Genomic DNA, 18,535 nt, shown 5'->3' with positions numbered 1-18,535 from the left:
CCCCTTGTTCAACCGGGGTGTCTTAACGAAGGCAGCCGCGCTGACAAACAGCAAAAGGGGTCGCCACCGCCGGGCCGCGCGGTTATGCCTTGGCCCATGCTGACCATCATTCTCTCCGCGCTCGCGCTCGCCGCCCAAGGTCCGACCACCCCGACCGTCCCACCCTCGGCGACCCAATTGCCGCCGCCTGCGCCGCCGGTCCCCGCGCCCGTTACGTCGCCTGTCGTCGGGGTCGTGGAGGCCGACACACGGCCCTATGTCGCGCTCGCGACCGATCTCGGGACGATCACCGTGCGGCTCGAGGACAAGCGCGCGCCGGTCACCGCCGCCAACTTCCTCCGCTATGTCGATACGAAGCGGATGGACGGGTTCAAATTCTATCGCTCGACGCGCAGCTGGGGCCCCGCCAGCCAGCTCATCCAGGCGGGCAATCGCGGCGATGCGCGCAAGAATTTTCCCGTCATCGCGCACGAGCCGACGAACGTCACGGGCCTCACCAATTGCAAGGGGGCGCTGGTGATGGCACGGCTCGCGCCCGGCGATGCGATGACCGATTTCTTCCTGCTCTTGAGCGATATCCCGGGTTTCGACGCCGATCCGGCGCAGAGCGGCGACAATGCGGGCTTTGCGGTGTTCGGCGAGCTGGTCGGCGGCGCCGACGTCGCCGAAAAGATTTTTGCGGCTCCGGTCTCGCCCACCGCGGGCGAAGGCGTGATGCAGGGCCAGATGCTCGAACCGATGGTGACGATCAAGACCGCCCGCCGGATTCCCGCGCCCGCGGACGCTCCGAAAGGCTGTGTCGTCAAGGCGCCGTAAAGCTGCGTCCACAGGCGATCATTTATTTTGCGTTCATGCGCGCTGTGGCTATACCGCCCGCATGACTCAGCGTCCCTCTTCGCGCGCCATGACGCGCCTGCTCGCCGCCGCCCTGTTGATTTCGCCCCTGGCGGCCTGTGCCGGGGGTGGCGGGGTCAAGAAGGACACGCGCTATGTCGCGCGCGACGTCAACACGCTTTACCGCGCGGCGCAGGACCGGCTCGAACGGCGCCAGTACCGCCTTGCCGCCGCGCTGTTCGACGAAGTCGAGCGCCAGCATCCCTATTCGCCCTGGGCGCGCCGGGCGCAGCTGATGAGCTCGTTCAGCTATTATATGGACCGCGAATATACCCCGGCGATCGAATCCGCGCAGCGCTTTCTCGCCATCCATCCGGGCAACAAGGACGCGGCCTATGCCTATTATCTGATCGGCGTCAGCTATTATGAGCAGATCAGCGACGTGACCCGCGACCAGAAGATTACCCAGCAGGCGTCGAACGCGCTGGGCGAGGTCATCCGCCGCTATCCCGACAGCCGCTATGCTGCCGACGCGCGGTTGAAGGTCGACCTTGTGCAGGATCACCTTGCCGGCAAGGAAATGGAGATCGGCCGTTTCTATCAGCGCAGCTCGAACTGGCTTGCCGCGTCGATCCGCTTCCGCGAGGTCATCGACAAATATCAGACGACCAGCCACGCGCCCGAGGCGCTTTATCGCCTGACCGAATCCTACCTTGCGCTCGGTATCCCGGCGGAAGCCAAGAAATCGGCCGCAGTGCTCGGCGCCAATTATCCGGGCAGCAAATGGTACGAGCGCGCGTACAAGCTGATGCAGAAGCACGCGCCCAGCGCCTGAACTCGCGTCGGCGTGGATTCGCGCTTTGTTCTAATGTAAGGGGCGCATTGTGCTGACCGCCCTGTCCATCGCCAATATCGTGCTGATCGAGCGGCTCGACCTCGATTTCGAGGCGGGGCTCGGCGTGCTGACCGGCGAGACCGGAGCGGGCAAGTCGATCCTGCTCGACGCGCTCGGCCTCGCGCTCGGCATGCGCGCCGACAGCGCGCTGGTCCGGCAGGGCAGCAATCAGGCACAGGTGACGGCAAGTTTCGCGCCGCCCGCGCCGGGCACCCCGCTTGCCGAGCTGCTCGCGGCGAACGAAATCGCGCTGGAAGCGGGCGAAGCTTTGCTGATCCGCCGCACACTGAAGGCCGACGGCGGCAGCCGCGCCTTCCTCAACGATCAGCCCTGTTCGGCGGCGCTGCTCCGCGAAATCGGCACCCATCTGGTCGAGATTCATGGTCAGCACGACGACCGCGGCCTGCTGGCGCCCGCGGGGCACCGCGCCCTGCTCGATACCTATGGGCGCGCCGATACGGCGGCGGTGGCGGCGGCGCATGCCGCGTGGCGCGCCGCCGAAGCGAAACTCGCCGCCGCGCGCGCCGCGATCCTCGAAGCCGAACGCGATCGCGAATGGCTCGAGCATTGCGTTACCGAATTGCAGGCGCTCGGCCCGCAACCGGGGGAGGAAGCCGAACTCGCCGAAGCCCGCGCCGCGATGCAGAAGGGCGAACGGCTGGCTGGCGATCTCGGCGCGATCATGGAAGCCTTCGAGGGCAGCGAAAGCGGTCCGGCGCTGCTGCGCGGTGCGGCGCGGCGGCTCGACCGGCTCGCGGGCGACCATCCGCTGCTCGCCGAGGCACTCGCCGGGCTCGACCGCGCGATCATCGAGGCCGACGAGGCCGAGACGAAGCTGCACGAAGCGGCGCGCGCGATGGAATATGACCCGGATCGGCTCGAAGCGACCGAGACGCGCCTGTTCGAACTGCGCGCGATGGCGCGCAAGCATGGGTGTCAGCCCGACGATCTTGCGGCGCTGGCGGACGACCTCGCTGCGCGGCTCGATGCGATCGAGGGCGGCAGCGCCGGGCTCGCGAAGCTCGAAACCGAGGTGGCAGAGACGGCCGCCGCCTACACCCATGCCGCGACTGCACTGTCCGACCTGCGCACGAAAGCCGCGGCGCGGCTCGACGCGGCGGTGGCGGGCGAACTGCTGCCGCTGAAGCTCGACGCCGCGCGTTTCCGGACGCTCGTCGAGCGTCTGCCCGCCGAACGCTGGGGCGAGGCCGGCATCGATCGCGTCGAATTCCTCATCTCGACCAACCCCGGCGCGCCCTTTGCGCCGCTCGCCAAGATCGCGTCGGGCGGCGAACTCTCGCGCTTCATCCTCGCCCTCAAGGTCGCCCTCGCCGAAGAGGGCGGCGCCGACACGATCATCTTCGACGAAATCGACCGCGGCGTCGGCGGCGCGGTGGCGAGCGCGATCGGCGAGCGGCTGGCGCGGCTGGCCAAGGGAACTGGGAGCGCTGCGGGGAAGCAATTGCTCGCGGTCACCCACAGCCCGCAGGTCGCGGCGAAAGGCGCCGCGCATTTCATCATCGCCAAGTCGAGCGAAGGGACGGTCACCCGCACCAGCGTCCGCGCGCTTGACGCCGCCGGCCGCCGCGAAGAAATCGCGCGCATGCTGTCGGGCGCCGAAGTCACCGACGAAGCGCGCGCGCAGGCCGAACGGTTGCTGGAGACGGTGTGATGGATAACCCAACAACCACATTGTGGCGTCCGGTCGGGCCAAGGGAGCTTGCGCTGATCCGCGACAGCGGCATGCGCGCATTTCCGCCGCGTCTGCCCGAACAGCCCATCTTCTATCCGGTTACCACCGAGGAGTATGCGATCAAGATTGCACGCGACTGGAACGTACGCGCAAGTGGCAGCGGCTTCGTTACCCGCTTCGATGTCCTCAAATCCTATCTCGATCGATATCGGGTCGAAACCGCAGGCGGCCGCGCGCATCAGGAATATTGGATTCCGGCCGAGGATCTCGGTAATTTCAATGCCGCGATTGTTGGGGAGATCGTCGTGACGCGCGAATATTATCCGGGCGACGTCGGGAAATGACTCCCCATCCCCTCGACCGGCCGATCTGGAGCATGCTCACCGGGCGGCAGGCGCATCTTGCCGAGGGCGATGATCGCGCGCTGCGCATCGATCGCGGTTACGGCGTTTTCGGCGTCGCGGCCGATACGGGCGCCGAGGCGCAGGCGGCGCTTGCCGCGCTGGTGCCCGACGAGGGCGAAATCTGGGTCGTAGAGGGCGAGCCGGCGTCCGTGCCGCCCGGGATGCGTGAGGTGAAGCGCGCTGTGCTCGCGCAGATGGTCGCCGAAGGCGCGCCGCCGGTACCGCGCGCGGGCGAACCCGATATTCTGCCGCTCGGCGAGGACGACGCTGCCGAAATGGCGGCGCTGGCTGAACATGCCAAGCCCGGTCCATGGGGCCCGGCGACGCACCGCTACGGTCCGTTCTTCGGCATCCGCGAAGAGGGCCGCCTGCTCGCGATGGCGGGGCAGCGCATCCTCGTGCCGGGCATGGCCGAGGTCAGCGGCGTATCGACATGGGAGGATTGCCGCGGCCGCGGGTTGGCGCGGGCGCTGATCGGCCATGTCATGCGCGATATGGTCCGGCGCGGCGAGCAACCCTTTCTGCACAGCTACGCCGACAATGCGGGGGCGATCGGGCTTTATGAATCGCTCGGCTTTCGCATCCGCCGCGAGGTGCATGTGCTGGTGATCGCGCGGTGATGAACCGGCGCGAACATATCGCGGCGCTGGTGGCGATGGCGACGATGTTGTTGCCGGCGGGACAATTGAAGGCGCTGGAGGCGCAAATGGAAGAACTGATTCCCGAATATGGCCTGATCGGCCAGATGATTGCGCATCCGGGGCAGCGCGCGGCGCTGATCGCAATCCTGTCCGAAGGAACGGGATCGATGCCCGGCAACATGGGCTATCTGATCGGCGAGGACAGTACGAACCCCGACGCGATCTGGATCGTCGAAATCTGGGAGACACAGGAGGCTCATGCGGCGTCGCTCGCGCTGCCGGCGGTGCAGGACGCAATCAAAAGGGGACGCCCGCTGATTGCAGGATTTGGTGCTCGCGCCGAGTTCAAGCCGGTGGCAAAAGCCCGTGCATGACCGAGATTGAATCGCTGACCGAAGCCGATGCCGCCAACGAACTGATGCGGCTGGCGAAGACCATCGCCCGTCACAGCAAGCTTTATCATGCCGAGGACGCGCCCGAAATTTCGGATGCCGACTATGACGCGCTTGTCCGCCGCAACAACGAGCTCGAAGCGGCCTTCCCGAACCTGATCCGCGCCGACAGCCCGAACAACCAGGTCGGCGCCGCGGTCGAGGCTTCGCCGCTGGCAAAAGTGACGCACGCACAGCGGATGATGAGCCTCGACAATGCGTTCAGCGGCGCGGATGTCGAGGAGTTCGCGGCGCGGGTGCGGCGCTTCCTCAATCTCGGCGAGGGCGACATCGTCGCGCTGACTGCCGAGGACAAGATCGACGGCCTGTCCTGTTCGCTACGCTACGAAAAGGGCCTGCTCGTGCAGGCCGCGACGCGTGGCGACGGCAGCGTCGGCGAGGATGTGACGCCCAACGTCCGCACCATCGCCGACATCCCGCAACAGCTTGCCGGCGCGGTTCCCGATGTCTTCGAGATCCGCGGCGAAGTTTACATGGCGAAGGCCGATTTCACCGCGCTCAACGCACGGCTGCTCGCCGAGGCCGACGACCCCGAAAAAGCGCGCCAGTTCGCCAATCCGCGCAATGCCGCCGCGGGCTCGCTGCGCCAGAAGGACGCCGGCATCACCGCCGCGCGCCCGCTGCGTTTCCTCGCGCACGGCTGGGGCGAGGTAAGCGACGTTCCCGAGACGACGCAATTTGCGATGATGAAGCAGATCGAAAGCTGGGGCGTGCCCGTGTCGCCGCTGCTGAGGCGCTTCGAGGCGGTCGAGGATGTGCTCGCCCATTATGCGCTGATCGAGGCTGAGCGCGCCGAACTGCCCTATGACATCGACGGCGTCGTCTACAAGGTCGACCGGCTCGACTGGCAGGCACGCCTCGGCTTCGTGGCCAAGGCGCCGCGCTGGGCCATCGCGCATAAATTCCCTGCCGAACGCGCGCAGACGACGCTCGAAGCCATCGACATCCAGGTCGGCCGCACCGGGAAACTGACCCCGGTCGGGCGGCTCGTTCCCGTGACCGTCGGCGGCGTCGTCGTGTCGAACGTCACGCTCCACAACCGCGACGAGATCGGCCGATTGGGGGTACGCCCCGGCGACCGCGTCGTCGTCCAGCGCGCCGGCGACGTCATCCCGCAGGTGGTCGAGAATCTGACCCGCGACGAGGACCGCGCGCCTTACATGTTCCCCGACCATTGCCCCGTCTGCGGCAGCGAGGCGGTCGCCGAAGAGGGCGAGGTCGACGTCCGTTGCACGGGCGGCTTGATCTGCGGCGCGCAGAAGTTCGAGCGCCTGCGCCATTTCGTCAGCCGCGGCGCGCTCGATATTGAGGGGCTCGGCGAAAAGAGCATCGCCGAATTTCTCGAGCTTGGCTGGCTCGACAAGGGGCCTGCGGACATTTTCCGCCTCAGGAACCACCGCGCCGACCTGCTCGGGCGCGAGGGGTGGAAGGAAAAGTCGGTCGACAATCTTTTCGCCGCGATCGAGGCGAAACGGCAACCCGACGCGGCGCGGCTGCTGTTCGGGCTCGGTATCCGCCATATCGGTGCGGTGACCGCGCGCGACCTGCTCAAGGGGCTCGGCGACATCGCCGTTCTTCCCGGAAAAGCCGCTGAAATTCAGGCCTATCTCGACGCAAACCCGCAGGCCGAAGGCGAGTCCGACGGCAAGTTCGTCGCCCGCAAGATGGAGGCGATCAAGGCGATCCTCGACGTTCGCGCCGACGGGATCGGGCCCGCGGTCGCCGAAGCGCTGGGCGATTTCTTCCACGAGCCGCATAATCGCGCCCTGTGGGACGATCTCCTCTCCGAAGTCTCGCCGCCGCCTTATGTGGTGGAGACGCGAGAAAGCGAAGTTTCGGGAATGACGGTGGTGTTCACCGGCAAACTCGAAACGATGAGCCGCGACGAAGCAAAGGCGCAGGCCGAGGCGCTGGGCGCCAAGGCCGCGGGATCGGTGAGCGCGAAGACCGACCTCGTCGTCGCGGGGCCCGGCGCGGGATCGAAGCTCAAGCAGGCGAGCGCGCTCGGCATCCGCGTGATCGACGAGGCCGAATGGGCGGAGATTGTCGCGGCGGCTGGGTAAGTAACACTATCCCGTCACCCCGGACTTGATCCGGGGCCCGCCTTTCTTGCAGGAGTGAAGGCGGGTGCCGGGTCAAGCCCGGCATGACGAATGAGAGGCTGAGACTGAACGGTGCGCATCGTCACAGACGGCGCGGCCAATATGCTGTGAAGGGGCCACATGGCAAAGCGTGACTATCTTCAGAACCTGATGCGCGACCTCGAATCGCATACCGAGGTGCGCCGCTTCGGCAGCGGCTGGCTGTCGGGCTTTTTCGGGCTGCTGTTCGCGATCGCCGGTTTTTTCATGGTCGTTGCGCTGCGCTTTCCCGACTGGTTCGCAACCCCCGAGCTGGCGATCATCAAGGATTGGGGCGGGTTTCGCGGCCTTGTTCACGCGGTGCTGCTCGTCAGCTATGGCCTTTCCCTGCTCAGCCTGCTGCTGCGGCCGCGCAAGGTGCTCGGCCTTACCGCGCTGATGATCGGACTGGCGGCAATCCTCGTCGGCGGCTCGAACGTCCAGCCGCAGGAGACGCGCGACTGGGGCATCTTCTTCGGGCTCGACTTCTTCGTCGTGAACCTGCTCGTCACCGGCTTCATGTTCGCGCCCTTGGAGCGCGCCTTTCCGCATCGCCGGACGCAGCGCCTGTTCCGCACCGAATGGCGCGAAGACCTCTTCTATTATCTCGTCAGCACGATGTTCGTGCAGGTGCTCGGTTTCCTCGCGCTCGCGCCCTCGACGATCATCAACGAACATACGTCGAACTGGCAGGCGTTCCGCGCCGCGGTCGCCTCATTGCCGTGGATCGTCCAGTTCGCGATCGTGCTCGTCGCGTCGGACGTGGCGCAATATTTCTTCCACCGCACCTTCCACCGCTACCCCTTCCTCTGGGGTTTCCACGCGGTGCATCACAGCGCGAAGTCGATGGACTGGCTCGCGGGGTCGCGGATGCATTTCGTCGAGATCATCCTTTTGCGTTCGATCACCTCGCTGCCGCTGTTCACCCTCGGCTTCAGCCCGTCGGTGATGCAAGCCTATATCGGCTTCGTCTATGTCTGGTCGTCGCTGCTCCACGCCAATGTCGGGGGCAATTTCAACCGCCTCGGCCACTGGATCGCGACGCCGCGCTTTCACCACTGGCATCACGGGCTCGAGCGCGAGGCGTTCGACGTCAATTTCGCGATCCATTTCCCCTGGATCGACAAGCTCTTCGGCACCTTCCATCTGCCGAAGGACCGCTGGCCCGAAAATTACGGCATCCCCGAGGATGTGCCGAAAAACTATTGGGGCCAGTTCCTCTACCCATGGACGCGCACTGGCAAGAAGACCGACGAGACGCCGGCCGAATAGCGGCTTGCCACGCCCGGGCGGCGCGCATAGGAGCCGCCGCGTGAGTCCGCTCGCCGCCTTTCGCCGTCCCGGCATCCTCTTGCTGCTGCCCTTGCTGCTGGCGCTCGCCGCGCGGGTGCTCGTCGCGCCGGGCTGGATGATCGAAAGCGATGCCGGCGGGGCGATCACCGTCCGCGTCTGTTCGGATCCCGCCAACCCCGGCGGAACCGTGACGATCCCGATCGAAAAGGTCGGCGATCATCAGGCGGGCGAGGGGCAGCAGCATTGCCCATGGGGCGCGCTCGCCGCCGCACCGATCGTTCCCGACCTGCCGGTGCTGCCCGCGGCGCCGATGCTTGCCGAACCGGCCCCCGTCGCGCTGGCTTCACTCGGCTTCGCGCCGGGCATCGCTTCACCGCTGCCGCCGAGTACCGGACCACCCGCTTTCGCCTGATCCAGCCTGAAACGCCGCCCGCGCGGAAAGCGCGGCGCGGTTCCATGCCTGTATCCGGGGAAGATTTTCCGATGAAGAACCATATCTGCCGCGCGGCGCCCTTGCTCGCGCTCGTCACCTGCCTTGCCGCCCTGCCCGTCCGCGCCGAAGAGGCCGACGCCACCATCATCGTCACCGCGCCGACCGCGACCGACGCCGCCGAAGCGCGCGCCGCGCGCACGCCCGGCGGCAGCGATATCGTCGCGCACGAGGATTATGCCGACAAGTCGGTCGTATCGCTGCGCGACGCGCTCGCCTTCTCGCCCGGCGTCTATCTCCAGCCGCGTTTCGGGCAGGAAGTGCGCATTTCGATTCGCGGCTCGGGGCTGTCGCGCGGCTATCATATGCGCGGGCTGACGCTGCTGCAGGACGGGATCCCGATCAACCTCGCCGACGACAATGGCGATTTCCAGGAACTCGAACCGATCTTCTTCGACCATCTCGAAGTCTATCGCGGCGCCAACGCATTGCGCTTCGGGTCGGGCACCTTGGGCGGCGCCATCAATGGGGTTACCCCGACCGGCCGCAGCGCCGGGGGAGTTTACCTGCGCGCCGACGCGGGCAGTTTCGATAGCTGGCGCGGGCTCGTCGCCGCGGGCGTCGCGGGGGCGCAGGTCGACGCATGGGGGGCGATCAGCGCCGACACGTCGGACGGCGATCGCGACCATGCGAAGCGTCGCAGCGTCCGTTTCCACGGCAATGTCGGGCTGAAGTTCAGCGACACGGTTGCCACCCGCTTCTATGCCAGCCTCAACCGCATCCGGCAGGAATTGCCCGGCGCGCTGACCCGGGACGAGGCACTAACCACGCCGCGCCGGGCCAATGCGGGCGCCGTCGCACTCGATCAGGCGCGCGATATCGATTCGCTGCGTCTCCAGAACCGCACCAGCTTCGATTTCGGTGCGGTGAAACTCGACGTCGGCGCTTTCGTCAATGCGAAGGCGCTGCATCATCCCATCTATCAGCTCATCGACCAGAAGAGCGTCGATCGCGGCGCCTTCTTCCGCTTCGATTATGCGGGCGGTCCGGTCGAGGCGACGCTCGGCGGCGAATTGCGCGTCGGCGACGTCAATTCGCGGCGCTTCCTCAATCTCGCGGGCAAACGCGGCGCGAAGACCTTCGACGCCAAGCAGGATGCGCGCACCGCGACGCTGTACGGCGAGCTGCGGCTGCGGCCGGTCGATACGCTGACCCTGATCGCGGGCGGCATCTACGGCGACGGGATGCGGCGCCAGCACGAGGCGTTCAACAATGGCCCGGTCGATCGCGGTGGCCGCGCCGATTTCGACGCCTTCTCCCCCAAGCTCGGCCTGTTGTACGAGCCCGCGCCGGGGATGCAATTCTACGCCAACTACAGCCGCTCGGTCGAATTTCCCGGGTTCATCGAACTCGCGCAGGTGTCGGCCTTCGTTCCGTTCGATCCGCAACGCGCGTGGACGGCCGAGATCGGCACGCGCGGCCGGTCGGGTATCGCGAGCTGGGACCTGTCGCTCTACCGCGCCGACATCAAGGGCGAGTTGCTGCAATATATGGTCGGCGCCGATATTCCCGCCTCGACCTTCAACGCCGGTAGGACGCGGCACGAAGGCATCGAGGCGGCGGTCGAGCTCGCGCCGGCCGACTGGCTGCGGCTGCGGCAGGTCTATACCTACAGCAATTTCCGCTTCCGCGATGATGCGCAATATGGCGACAATCGCCTGCCGGTGGTGCCGCGCCACGTCTATCGCGCCGAATTGCGGCTCGGCAGCGACGCGTTGCATATCGCGCCCAATTTCGAATGGGTGCCGCGGGGGCCGTTCGCCGATTATGGCAATGGCGTTCGGACCCCCGGCTATACACTGATCGGGTTCACCGGCGGCGCGCGTCTCGCCGAGGGCGTCGACGCTTTCGTCGATGTCCGCAACATCACCGGCAAGAAGGCGATCGGCGATATCAGCGCGGCAATCGCGGTGACCGATACGTCGGCCATCTATTATCCGGTCGAACGCCGCGCCGTGTCGGCCGGCCTTCGCGCGCGTTTCTGAGAGGGGCGGGGGATGACCGACATCAAGACCGCACCGCTCTATCGCACGATCTGGCGCTGGCATTTCTATGCCGGGCTGTTCGTCATCCCCTTCGTCCTTCTGCTGTCGCTGACCGGCGCCGCCTATCTGTTCAAGCCGCAGCTCGACCGATGGCAGGAACGCGGCTGGCGCGGGCTGCCGGCGGCCGAGCGCGTCGACGCCGACGCGCAGGTCGCGGCGGCGCTGGCGGCGTTTCCGGGCGCGAGCTTCCACTATTACCGCATCCCCGAGGCGTCGGGCGATGCGGCGGTCGTCCACCTCGCCCTGCCGGACGGCGGCATGCGCGACGTCGCGGTGTCGCCGCGCGGGCGCGTCGTCGGCGCCGCCGATCCCGAGACGCGCATCTCGGCCTGGCTCGCGCGTATCCATTCGAGCCTGCTCATCGGGCGCGCTGGCGGGCTGCTCGTCGAACTCGCGGCGAGCTGGGCGATCGTGATGATCCTGACCGGCCTCTATCTCTGGTGGCCGCGCGGGCGCGGGGCGGCGGGGGTGGTCTGGCCGCGGCTGTCGCTCGGCGGGCGAACGGCGCTGCGCGATCTTCACTCGGTGACGGGCTTCTGGGTCTCGGGCCTCGCGCTGGTCCTCCTGCTCACCGCACTGCCGTGGACCGACGTCTGGGCGAGCGGCTTCCGGACCGTGCGCGCCGAAATGGGCTGGGTAGCGGGGGCGCCGGACTGGAAGGGCGGGGCCGCCGGTCATCATGCCGCGCACGATCATCGCGCGATGGCGATGGCGGCACCCTCCGCCGCGCCGCCCGGCGTCCCGCTCGCCACCATCGTGTTGCGCGCGCGGAGCGAGGCGCTGCCGCCGCCGGTGATCGTCCAGCCGCCCGGCGCGCCGAACCTGTTCGGGGCCCCGAACGGCGATGTGTGGACGCTGACGACGCAGACGCAGAACCGGCCGCTGGTGCGCAAGGTCGGCTATGATCCCGCAACGGGCATCGAGGTGTCGCGAAGCGGCTTTGCCGACAAGCATGTCATCGACCGTATCGTCGGCATCGGCATCGCTTGGCACGAGGGCGCGCTGTTCGGGATCGTCAGCCAGTTGATCGGGGTGGCGACGGCGCTGGCATTGGTGACGCTCGCGATTTCGGGTTTCCTGCTCTGGCGGCGGCGCAAGCCGGAAGCGGCGCTCGGCGCGCCGCCGTTGCCGCGCGATCCGGCCCGGCTGAAGGGCGTCGCGGCGATCGTCCTGTTGCTGGCCGCGCTGTTACCGCTGCTCGCGGCGTCGCTGATCCTGCTGTGGATCGTCGACCGGCTGGTGATACCCCGGCTGCCGCGGCTCGCACGCTGGCTTGGCGTTCGTGCCTTGGCGTGACCTATCCGGCCGTATATAGCGGTCCGATGATCCGACTTCTCCGCAAGCTTTGCCTCGTCCTTGCCGCGCTGTTGTTCGCACCCGCTGCGCTGGCGGCCGATCGCGGTCCGGTGGTGCTGGCCGCCGCCAGCCTGCAGGAATCGCTGACCGAAGCGGCCGGTGCCTGGGCGGCGAAGGGGCACCCCAAACCCGTGCTGTCGTTCGCCGCCTCGTCGGCACTCGCGCGGCAGGTGATCGCGGGCGCTCCCGCCGACCTGTTCCTGTCGGCCGACGAGGAATGGATGGACGCGGTCGCGAAGGCGGGGCTGCTGCGCCGGGGGACGCGCACGACATTGCTCGGCAATCGGCTGGTGCTCATCGCCCCGGCCGCGAGTGCGGTCCGGCTCACGCCCGCGCGCGGTTTCCCGCTGGCCCGCGCCCTCGGCAGCGGCCGTCTCGCGCTGGCCGATCCCGATGCCGTCCCGGCGGGCAAATATGCGAAGGCAGCATTGATGCACCTCGGCGTGTGGCGCGGCGTCGCGGCGCGGGTCGCGCCCGCCGAAAATGTCCGCGCCGCCATGGCGCTCGTCGAACGCGGCGCCGCGCCGCTCGGCATCGTCTATGCGACCGATGCGAAGGCATCGCGCGCCGTGCGTGTCGTCGGCACCTTTCCCGCGGCGAGCCATCCGCCGATCCGTTACCCGGTCGCGGTGCTGAAGGCGTCGCGCCACAAAGACGCGGCCGGTTTCCGCGCCTTCCTGCTGTCGAAACAGGCGCGCGCCATCTTCGCCCGCCACGGATTTTCCACGCCCTGATGCTTTCCGCCGAAGAATGGAGCATTGTCGCGCTGTCGCTGAAGGTCGGCGGGGCGGCGGTGCTCGTCACCCTGCCGGTCGCCTTTGCGCTCGCTTGGGTGCTGGCGCGCAAGCGCTTTCCGGGGCGCGTGCTGCTCGACGGGCTCGTCCATCTGCCGCTCGTGCTGCCGCCGGTGGTCACCGGCTGGTTGCTGCTCATCGCCTTCGGGCCGCTTGGCCCCGCCGGACGATGGCTCGAAAGCTGGTTCGGGGTCAGCCTGATGTTCCGCTGGACCGGCGCCGCGCTCGCGGCGGCGATCATGGCGCTGCCGCTGATGGTGCGCGCGATGCGCTTGTCGATCGAGGGCATCGACCGGCGACTGGAGGGCGCGGCGCGAACGCTCGGCGCCGGCCGCTGGCACGCGTTCCGGACGGTCAGCCTGCCGCTCGCGCTGCCCGGCGTGCTCGCCGCGCTCGTCCTCGGCTTCGCGCGCTCGATCGGCGAGTTCGGGGCGACGATCACCTTCGTCTCGAACATCCCGGGCGAAACGCGGACGCTGCCGCTCGCCATCTATTCGGCGTTGCAGGTGCCGGGGGCGGAAGCGATGGTGACGCGGCTGGCGCTGCTCTCGGTCGCGCTGTCGCTCGGCGCGCTGGTGCTCTCCGAATGGCTGGTGCGGCGAACGCACGCCGGAAGGCCGCCGCATGGCGATTGATATCGACATCGAACGGCGGCTCGGCGACCGGGTCATCGCGGCGCGCTTTACCGCCGGTCCGGGGCTGACCGCGCTGTTCGGCCCGTCGGGGGTGGGCAAGACGAGCATCCTCAACATGGTCGCGGGGCTGCTGCGCCCCGACCGCGGGCATATCCGCGTTGGGACGCGAACGCTGTTCGGCGACGGCGTCGACCTGCCGCCCGAAGCGCGGCGGATCGGTTATGTGTTTCAGGACGGGCGCCTGTTCCCGCATCGCCGGGTACGCGCCAATCTGCTGTACGGCCACGACCTTGCCGACCCCGCCGCGCGCTGGATGGGCCTCGACGAAGCGGTCGACTTCCTCGGCATCGGTCACCTGCTCGGGCGCTGGCCCGCAAGCCTGTCGGGCGGCGAGGCGCAGCGCGTCGCGATCGGCCGCGCGTTGCTCAGCGGCCCCGAATGCCTGCTGATGGACGAACCTTTGTCCTCGCTCGATGCGGCGCGGCGCGGCGAGATCATGGCGGTGATCGAACGGATTCGCGACGAGCTCAAGTTGCCGATCCTCTATGTCAGCCACGACCGGGCGGAGGTCGACCGGCTGGCGACCGGGGTCGTCGCGCTGGAGTGAGGCGGCAGGGGAAATTTCAATTGAAACCTTGTCATGCTATGGGCGGGGTCGATGAAAAGTCCTGATACGCACGTCCACGAGACGCCGCCGCCGGGTTCCGCGCCGGACTGGACCTGTCCGCAGAATTGGGACGCCTTTTCGCCCGGCGAACATGCGATGTGGGATCGCCTCTTCGCGCGCCAGTGGGATATGTTGCCGGGGCGCGCCTCCGACGCTTTCCTGCGCGGGATCGACGTCCTCCGGCTCGAAAAACCCGGCATTCCCGATTATCGCGAACTCAATGCGCGGCTCGTCGATGCAACGGGGTGGCAGGTCGTCGCGGTGCCGGGGCTGGTGCCCGACGAGGTCTTTTTCGACCATCTGGCGAACCGGCGCTTTCCCGCCGGCAACTTCATCCGCACCCCCGAACAGCTCGATTATCTTCAGGAGCCCGACGTCTTTCACGACGTGTTCGGCCATGTCCCGATGCTCGCCGACCCGGTGTTTGCCGACTATATGGTTGCCTATGGCCTCGGCGGGCTGCGCAGCCTGAAGTTCGACGCGCTGAAGCAACTCGCGCGCCTCTATTGGTATACGGTCGAATTCGGTCTGATCCGCGAAGCTGGCGGCCTGCGCATCTACGGCGCCGGCATCGTCTCTTCCTATTCCGAGAGCGTCTTCGCGCTCGATTCGGACAGCCCGAACCGCATCGGTTTCGACCTCGCGCGCGTCATGCGCACCGATTACCGGATCGACGATTTCCAGCAGAATTATTTCGTCATCGACAGCTTGGGCCAGTTGCTCGACACGACGGTCAACACCGACTTCGCGCCGCTCTATGTCGAAAACGCCGCGCTACCGCCGATCCCGATCGCCGACATCCTGCCCGGCGACGAGGTGATCACGCGCGGCACGCAGGATTATGCAACGGCGAAAGCTTAGCCCGTCATTGCGAGGAGCGTAGCGACGAAGCAATCTCCAGCTATCGGCAAAGCTGAACGAAGGCTGGAGATTGCTTCGCTGCGCTCGCAATGACTTTTAACTACCAGCTCCCGAAGCTCGCGTCCGACGGGCTCGCGCGGTGTCGCGCGCGTTCCTTGCGCCGCCAGCCATAGCGCCGCCGCTTGACTAACAGCAGGCACGGCCATTCAGCGCTGCCGCCGCGCGCGGCGAGGCGAAAGCCCTGCGCGCGATAGGCGGCGAGCACCGGTTCCATTTGCCGCGCGATCAGCCCGGCGAGGATCGCATGGCCGCCCGGCGCGGTCGCGGCGGCGATATCGGGCGCCAGCGTGATCAGCGGCCCCGCAAGGATGTTGGCGACGACGAGGTCGTAAGGCGCGCGGTGGCGGATCGCCGGATGGTCGGTTCCCGGCGCGACCGCGAGTGCGAGGCGTCCGCCGCCGCGGCCGAGCGGCACGTCGTTGATTGCGGCATTGTCGCGGGTGACGAGGATGCTCGCGGGGTCGATGTCCGATGCGATCGTTTTGGCGCGGGGCCACAGCGCCATCGCGGCAAAGGCGAGCAGGCCGGTCCCGGTACCGATGTCGGCGATGTTGCGCGGGCTGGCGCCGGCGCGCGCGAGCCGGTCGAGCATCGCGAGGCAGCCCGCGGTGGTGTCGTGCCCGCCGGTGCCGAACGCCTGGCTCGCATCGATCAGGAACGATATCGTCCCCGGCGGGACGCGATCGGCGTGGCTGCTCGTATGGACGAAGAAGCGGCCGGCCTGCACGGGCTCGAGGCCCTGCTGGCTCAGCGTCACCCAATCCTCCTCGGGCAGCTCGCTCACCGCGGGTTTGACGCCCTTCGCGCTCGGCACGAACGACTGGAGCAGTTTGAGCAGCGCCGCGCCCGGCTTGTCATCCATATAGGCGTCGAGCTGCCACAGCCCTGCGTCCTCGTCGATCTCGCGCGTCACCACGACGGGGGCTTCGGGCCGCACATCGAGTTCGGGGATTTCGCCCGACAGCGCTTCGGCCTCGCCGCGCGTGCAGGGGAGGGAGACGAGCCAGCTCATGGTCTAGCGCACATAGCTGGCGCCATTGGCGTCGAGCACTGCGCCGGTCATCGACGGCGGCGCGTCGAGTGCGCACCAGCGTGCCATTTCACCGATCTCGTCGGGCGTCGCGACACGGCCGAGCGGGATTTCGGCGAGCAGTCTTTCGCCGCCATCGCCCGCCAGATGCGCTTCGGCCATCCCGGTCAGCGTGAAGCCGGGACAGACGGCAAAGGCCAGGATGCCATCCTTCGCATAGCCGCGCGCGATCGTCTTGGTCATCGCGACCATGCCCGCCTTCGACGCCGCATAATGCCAATGCGACGGGCTGTCGCCGCGATGCGCCGCACGGCTCGCGATGTTGACGATGCGGCCCGCGGCGTTGCGCTCCTGCCAGTGCAGTACGGCGCGGCGGCAGAGCTGCGCGCTCGCGGTCAGGTTGATCTGCAGCGTCCGGTTCCAGTTCGCGAGCCAGTCGGCATCGCCGGCGTCCAGCACATTGTCTTCGAACACCCCGGCATTGTTGACGAGCACGTCGATCCGCCCGTCCAGCCGGTCAAGGCTCTGCTGCCACAGCCGCTCGGGAACCGCGGGATCGCCAAGGTCGCCGTCGGCGCTCGACAGCGCCACGATTTTCGTCGCGTCGCCGGCCAGCGCATCGGAGATCGCGGCGCCGATACCGCGGCTGGCGCCGGTAATCAGGATATGGGTCTGCATGGCTCCGCCATAGAGCCGTCCAGGGGACCGCGCTAGCTTGGCGTTACGCCACCCTGCGGCTGAACTCGCTCGCCGCCTGTTCGAGCGACTGGAGCCGCGCGCCCATTTTGGCGAATTCGTTGCTGAGCACGCTGATCTCGCTCGCGACCATGCCCGAATCGTTGCGGATGCTGGCGATCGTCGACGACATGCTGTCGGCGGCGAGCGCAGTTTCGTCGACCGCCGCGGTGATCGAGGTGACCGTCTGCGCCTGCGCGTCCATCGCGTGCTGGATGCGCCGCGCCGATTGCTGGACTTCGACGATCGTCGCCTGGATCGACTGGTTGGCACTGACCGACCCGCGCGTCGCCTGCTGGATCGCGGTGATCTTGCCCGCAATATCGTCGGTCGCGCGTGCGGTTTCATTGGCGAGGCTTTTGACCTCCTGCGCGACGACGGCAAAGCCGCGGCCCGATTCGCCGGCGCGCGCCGCTTCGATCGTCGCGTTGAGCGCCAGCAGGTTGGTCTGGCCCGCAATCTCGCGGATCAGGCCGAGGATCGATTCGATCGACTGCGCATGGTGCGACAGCGTTTCGGACATCGCGACCGCTTCGCCCGCCTGTTCGGAGGCGCGCGTTGCGACGCTCGCCGATGCTTCGACCTCGCTCCGCGCATCCTCGATCGCGCGGATCAGTCCCGCGGCGGTCGACGCCGCTTCGCGCATCGCCATCGCCGATTGTTCGGACGCTGCGGCGACTTCGCTGGTCTTGGCGATCATATCCTTTGCGGCGTGGTCGGCCGATGCGGCCTGTTTGGCGAGCTGCTGACGCACCCCGTCGGTGTCCTGGACCAGCGAGGCGATCGAGCGGTCGAAATCGCCCGCGAGCGACTGGCGCTCGGCCGATATGACCGCGCGGTCGAGCTTTTTCGCATAGCGCTGCATGACGTCATATTCGAGCAGGCCGAGGCGGTTGATCGCGCTGGTCAGCCGGACGATGCGTTCGGCATCGCCGCTGCACGCCGCCACCACATATTCGATCGTCAGGCGCTGGCTCTCGGCCATGCACGACAGCACCGACGCGAGCGGCAGTTTGACGCGCCGCGCCATATGCGTGTTCTGGCAAGCGATCGTCGCGACTTCCTGCCCGGCGGCATCGCGATATTTCGCCTCGGTATGGCGCGTGCTGCCTTTGATATAGGAATGGAGAAGCTCGCCCTCGACCTTGCGCTCGATGGACGGCAGGGCGTTGAAGCTGTCCCAATAGGCGCGCGCGATGCTTTCTTCGCGCCCGGCGATGATGCCGTGGATTTCCATGGCATCGGCGGCGAGGCTTCCGTCGAGATCGTAGAAGGGGAAGCGTTCGACCATCAACACGGGGTCGATCTGCTGCTTATGAATCGGATTTTCCTTCACCATATCCCGTGCCCTCGTCGATCGCGCGCGGAGGCGCGGATCTGCCGCCCGCATTGGTCCGCGAAACTCGTAACCGGGATATGCTGCGGGCCGGGTAAATTCGCCGTTAACCAGCGTCCGTTTTTTCGAAGAGACCGGCACCGGCCCGCTCCCCCACCCGGCCTCCCTAGGTTACTATCGTAAGGGAGGCCGGG

General features: G+C 67.5%; 18 protein-coding genes. 15 read left to right on the top strand and 3 right to left on the bottom strand.

Annotated features, from left to right (window positions below; translation table 11 throughout):
- The first annotated feature begins 96 nt into the window (after nucleotides 1-96).
- The 15 genes from LH19_RS19475 to phhA all read left to right on the top strand — a co-directional run bounded on the left by LH19_RS19475 (nucleotide 97) and on the right by phhA (nucleotide 15,180).
- Nucleotides 97-816 carry a peptidylprolyl isomerase gene (locus LH19_RS19475; protein WP_054731462.1) on the top strand — a complete coding sequence of 240 codons (720 nt, stop codon included), beginning with the start codon at nucleotides 97-99 and terminating at the stop codon, nucleotides 814-816.
- Between the two features lie 61 nt (nucleotides 817-877).
- A complete protein-coding gene (locus tag LH19_RS19470; RefSeq protein ID WP_054731460.1) occupies nucleotides 878-1,669 on the top strand; it encodes an outer membrane protein assembly factor BamD in 792 nt (263 codons plus the stop codon).
- Between the two features lie 49 nt (nucleotides 1,670-1,718).
- Nucleotides 1,719-3,401, top strand: a complete 1,683-nt coding sequence (gene recN / locus LH19_RS19465; RefSeq protein ID WP_054731458.1) for a DNA repair protein RecN — start codon at nucleotides 1,719-1,721, stop codon at nucleotides 3,399-3,401.
- Nucleotides 3,401-3,766, top strand: coding sequence for a hypothetical protein (locus LH19_RS19460; RefSeq protein ID WP_054731456.1), 366 nt, complete (start codon nucleotides 3,401-3,403; stop codon nucleotides 3,764-3,766). The genes recN and LH19_RS19460 overlap by 1 nt, the downstream gene beginning before the upstream one ends.
- On the top strand, nucleotides 3,763-4,446 hold the full coding sequence (locus LH19_RS19455; RefSeq protein ID WP_054731455.1) for a GNAT family N-acetyltransferase: 684 nt from the start codon (nucleotides 3,763-3,765) through the stop codon (nucleotides 4,444-4,446). The genes LH19_RS19460 and LH19_RS19455 overlap by 4 nt, the downstream gene beginning before the upstream one ends.
- Complete coding sequence (locus tag LH19_RS19450) at nucleotides 4,446-4,841, top strand: putative quinol monooxygenase (protein WP_082395917.1); 396 nt, start codon at nucleotides 4,446-4,448, stop codon at nucleotides 4,839-4,841. Before LH19_RS19455 ends, LH19_RS19450 begins: the two co-directional genes overlap by 1 nt.
- Nucleotides 4,838-6,982 carry an NAD-dependent DNA ligase LigA gene (ligA, locus tag LH19_RS19445; RefSeq protein WP_054731452.1) on the top strand — a complete coding sequence of 715 codons (2,145 nt, stop codon included), beginning with the start codon at nucleotides 4,838-4,840 and terminating at the stop codon, nucleotides 6,980-6,982. The genes LH19_RS19450 and ligA overlap by 4 nt, the downstream gene beginning before the upstream one ends.
- 159 nt (nucleotides 6,983-7,141) lie before the next feature.
- Nucleotides 7,142-8,311 (top strand): sterol desaturase family protein, encoded by a 1,170-nt coding sequence (locus LH19_RS19440; protein ID WP_054731450.1) that lies wholly within the window; start codon nucleotides 7,142-7,144, stop codon nucleotides 8,309-8,311.
- Nucleotides 8,312-8,351: 40 nt separating this feature from the next.
- Nucleotides 8,352-8,744: a hypothetical protein gene (locus LH19_RS19435; protein ID WP_054731448.1), complete on the top strand. Its 393-nt coding sequence runs from the start codon at nucleotides 8,352-8,354 to the stop codon at nucleotides 8,742-8,744.
- A gap of 71 nt (nucleotides 8,745-8,815) precedes the next feature.
- Nucleotides 8,816-10,807 carry a TonB-dependent receptor family protein gene (locus LH19_RS19430; protein WP_054731446.1) on the top strand — a complete coding sequence of 664 codons (1,992 nt, stop codon included), beginning with the start codon at nucleotides 8,816-8,818 and terminating at the stop codon, nucleotides 10,805-10,807.
- Between the two features lie 12 nt (nucleotides 10,808-10,819).
- A complete protein-coding gene (locus tag LH19_RS19425; protein ID WP_054731444.1) occupies nucleotides 10,820-12,163 on the top strand; it encodes a PepSY-associated TM helix domain-containing protein in 1,344 nt (447 codons plus the stop codon).
- Nucleotides 12,164-12,189: 26 nt separating this feature from the next.
- Complete coding sequence (gene modA, locus LH19_RS19420; RefSeq protein WP_054733925.1) at nucleotides 12,190-12,957, top strand: molybdate ABC transporter substrate-binding protein; 768 nt, start codon at nucleotides 12,190-12,192, stop codon at nucleotides 12,955-12,957.
- On the top strand, nucleotides 12,957-13,652 hold the full coding sequence (gene modB / locus LH19_RS19415) for a molybdate ABC transporter permease subunit (RefSeq protein WP_201258381.1): 696 nt from the start codon (nucleotides 12,957-12,959) through the stop codon (nucleotides 13,650-13,652). Before modA ends, modB begins: the two co-directional genes overlap by 1 nt.
- Entirely contained in the window at nucleotides 13,642-14,259 is a 618-nt protein-coding gene (locus LH19_RS19410; RefSeq protein WP_054731442.1) for a molybdenum ABC transporter ATP-binding protein, read from the top strand. The genes modB and LH19_RS19410 overlap by 11 nt, the downstream gene beginning before the upstream one ends.
- 51 nt (nucleotides 14,260-14,310) lie before the next feature.
- A complete protein-coding gene (phhA, locus tag LH19_RS19405) occupies nucleotides 14,311-15,180 on the top strand; it encodes a phenylalanine 4-monooxygenase (protein ID WP_054731439.1) in 870 nt (289 codons plus the stop codon).
- 100 nt (nucleotides 15,181-15,280) lie between these two features.
- On the opposite strand, the gene LH19_RS19400 is transcribed toward phhA, so the two are convergent.
- The 3 genes from LH19_RS19400 to LH19_RS19390 are packed head-to-tail and all read right to left on the bottom strand — an operon-like array spanning nucleotide 15,281 to nucleotide 18,344.
- Complete coding sequence (locus LH19_RS19400) at nucleotides 15,281-16,252, bottom strand: 50S ribosomal protein L11 methyltransferase (protein WP_054731437.1); 972 nt, start codon at nucleotides 16,250-16,252, stop codon at nucleotides 15,281-15,283.
- A gap of 3 nt (nucleotides 16,253-16,255) precedes the next feature.
- Nucleotides 16,256-16,948 (bottom strand): SDR family NAD(P)-dependent oxidoreductase, encoded by a 693-nt coding sequence (locus tag LH19_RS19395; RefSeq protein WP_054731435.1) that lies wholly within the window; start codon nucleotides 16,946-16,948, stop codon nucleotides 16,256-16,258.
- Between the two features lie 43 nt (nucleotides 16,949-16,991).
- On the bottom strand, nucleotides 16,992-18,344 hold the full coding sequence (locus tag LH19_RS19390) for a methyl-accepting chemotaxis protein (protein ID WP_054731433.1): 1,353 nt from the start codon (nucleotides 18,342-18,344) through the stop codon (nucleotides 16,992-16,994).
- Nucleotides 18,345-18,535: the final 191 nt, after the last annotated feature.

Origin of the sequence: Sphingopyxis macrogoltabida (genome assembly GCF_001314325.1) — a bacterium.
GTDB classification, from domain to species: domain Bacteria; phylum Pseudomonadota; class Alphaproteobacteria; order Sphingomonadales; family Sphingomonadaceae; genus Sphingopyxis; species Sphingopyxis macrogoltabida.
The sequence above is the reverse complement of the archived record's forward strand: the minus strand, read 5'-3'. Positions and strand labels throughout refer to the sequence as shown.

Excerpts from the sequence above, each read along its gene's own strand:
- LH19_RS19475 (WP_054731462.1), top strand. The coding sequence starts at position 97 with ATGCTGACCATCATTCTCTCCGCGCTCGCGCTCGCCGCCCAAGGTCCG.
- LH19_RS19470 (WP_054731460.1), top strand. The coding sequence starts at position 878 with ATGACTCAGCGTCCCTCTTCGCGCGCCATGACGCGCCTGCTCGCCGCC.
- LH19_RS19460 (WP_054731456.1), top strand. The coding sequence starts at position 3,401 with ATGGATAACCCAACAACCACATTGTGGCGTCCGGTCGGGCCAAGGGAG.
- LH19_RS19455 (WP_054731455.1), top strand. The coding sequence starts at position 3,763 with ATGACTCCCCATCCCCTCGACCGGCCGATCTGGAGCATGCTCACCGGG.
- LH19_RS19450 (WP_082395917.1), top strand. The coding sequence starts at position 4,446 with ATGAACCGGCGCGAACATATCGCGGCGCTGGTGGCGATGGCGACGATG.
- ligA (WP_054731452.1), top strand. The coding sequence starts at position 4,838 with ATGACCGAGATTGAATCGCTGACCGAAGCCGATGCCGCCAACGAACTG.
- LH19_RS19440 (WP_054731450.1), top strand. The coding sequence starts at position 7,142 with ATGGCAAAGCGTGACTATCTTCAGAACCTGATGCGCGACCTCGAATCG.
- LH19_RS19430 (WP_054731446.1), top strand. The coding sequence starts at position 8,816 with ATGAAGAACCATATCTGCCGCGCGGCGCCCTTGCTCGCGCTCGTCACC.
- LH19_RS19425 (WP_054731444.1), top strand. The coding sequence starts at position 10,820 with ATGACCGACATCAAGACCGCACCGCTCTATCGCACGATCTGGCGCTGG.
- modA (WP_054733925.1), top strand. The coding sequence starts at position 12,190 with ATGATCCGACTTCTCCGCAAGCTTTGCCTCGTCCTTGCCGCGCTGTTG.
- modB (WP_201258381.1), top strand. The coding sequence starts at position 12,957 with ATGCTTTCCGCCGAAGAATGGAGCATTGTCGCGCTGTCGCTGAAGGTC.
- LH19_RS19410 (WP_054731442.1), top strand. The coding sequence starts at position 13,642 with ATGGCGATTGATATCGACATCGAACGGCGGCTCGGCGACCGGGTCATC.
- phhA (WP_054731439.1), top strand. The coding sequence starts at position 14,311 with ATGAAAAGTCCTGATACGCACGTCCACGAGACGCCGCCGCCGGGTTCC.
- LH19_RS19400 (WP_054731437.1), bottom strand. The coding sequence starts at position 16,252 with ATGAGCTGGCTCGTCTCCCTCCCCTGCACGCGCGGCGAGGCCGAAGCG.
- LH19_RS19395 (WP_054731435.1), bottom strand. The coding sequence starts at position 16,948 with ATGCAGACCCATATCCTGATTACCGGCGCCAGCCGCGGTATCGGCGCC.
- LH19_RS19390 (WP_054731433.1), bottom strand. The coding sequence starts at position 18,344 with ATGGTGAAGGAAAATCCGATTCATAAGCAGCAGATCGACCCCGTGTTG.